The following is a 1,098-nucleotide window of genomic DNA, read 5'->3' as shown; positions in this document are numbered from 1 at the left end:
CGAAATCCGAACCGGGGTGTCCCGCTCGACCGATGCCACGTGGCTCGACTTCGCCAACGCAGCGGCCTTCGCTGGCGTCGCCGTGACGACCGCGGCCTTCACGGCATGCGTGAACGTTTTTGTCCACCGAGACTCCCTGCGAGCGCAGCTCCGCGGTCTTCCCGTCAACGTCGGTGCCTTCGGCGTAGTGGACCACGTATCTGTCTTCGCGTGCTGCCGGAGTCGTGTCGGCGTGCGCCGGCAGCGGCACTCCCACGGTGAAACCTGATACCAGCAAGAACAGGGCTATTGGAACGACGCCGGATGGCTTTTTCACGAGCTTCAATCTTCCTGTGACGCACAGTGGCGGCGGAGACATCCGAAGGATGCAGACTGCTGCGCCCAATTCTATCTCCAGTCACACAGGCATCACCCGTCTCTTCAATTTCAGACATCCACAACCCCGGCTTCGTGAACAAAACGCGGCCAAGTGTCACAAAGCTGTCATAATCTTCGTCAGAAGGGGTCCGGTTTTCCTAGACTCTTCCCATAGGTCATGAGTGCCAGCGACAGCCCCGGCTTGCTGGCCGGCAACCCTCCTTTCGCGGCGGGGTGCCCCGGGTGAAGACCTGGCCCTTCGCTGTGTTGGCGGCGGGCAAGCGCGATGTGAGGTGTCGACGAATGACAATTGCTGCAACAGCCATACCCCTTTCAGGTACCCAGGATGGAACCCTCAAGTATGTTTCCGTAGGAGGGCTCGAACTGGAGGCCGGGGGTTTCCTCCCTGAGGTCGTCCTTGCGTACGAGACCTGGGGCCGGCTCAACGCCGACGCTTCCAACGCCGTCCTCGTGGAGCATGCACTGACCGGCAGCACCCATGTGGCCCGTGGCGAGAGCGACGAAGAAGGCTGGTGGGAACAACTCGTTGGTCCCGGCGCCACCATCGACACGGACCGCTACTTCGTGGTCTCTGTCAACATCGTGGGAGGCTGCTACGGCAGCACCGGGCCGTCGTCGAGCGCTCCTGACGGCAAGCCGTGGGGCTCCCGCTTCCCGCTTGTGACCTTGCGGGACAGCACTGTAGCCGAAGCCCGGCTGGCCGACGCCTTGGGGATCCAC

At 62.8% G+C, this 1,098-nt stretch carries 1 protein-coding gene, 1 pseudogene and 1 riboswitch; of the genes and pseudogenes, one reads left to right on the top strand and one right to left on the bottom strand.

Annotated features, from left to right (window positions below; all coding sequences use genetic code 11):
- Positions 1-102 (bottom strand): hypothetical protein (locus AHiyo1_RS28170; protein WP_445286196.1); only part of this gene is annotated, 102 nt, incomplete at its 3' end.
- Between the two features lie 429 nt (positions 103-531).
- Positions 532-647: riboswitch (SAM riboswitch) on the top strand.
- A 13-nt stretch (positions 648-660) separates the two neighbouring features.
- Here AHiyo1_RS28170 and AHiyo1_RS26210 point away from each other — a divergent pair.
- A pseudogene (locus tag AHiyo1_RS26210) lies at positions 661-1,098 on the top strand (alpha/beta fold hydrolase); the annotation flags it as partial.

The organism is Arthrobacter sp. Hiyo1 (assembly GCF_001263615.2).
GTDB lineage: Bacteria > Actinomycetota > Actinomycetes > Actinomycetales > Micrococcaceae > Arthrobacter.
Note: the sequence above shows the minus strand (reverse complement) of the source record. Positions and strands in the feature narration are given on the sequence as shown.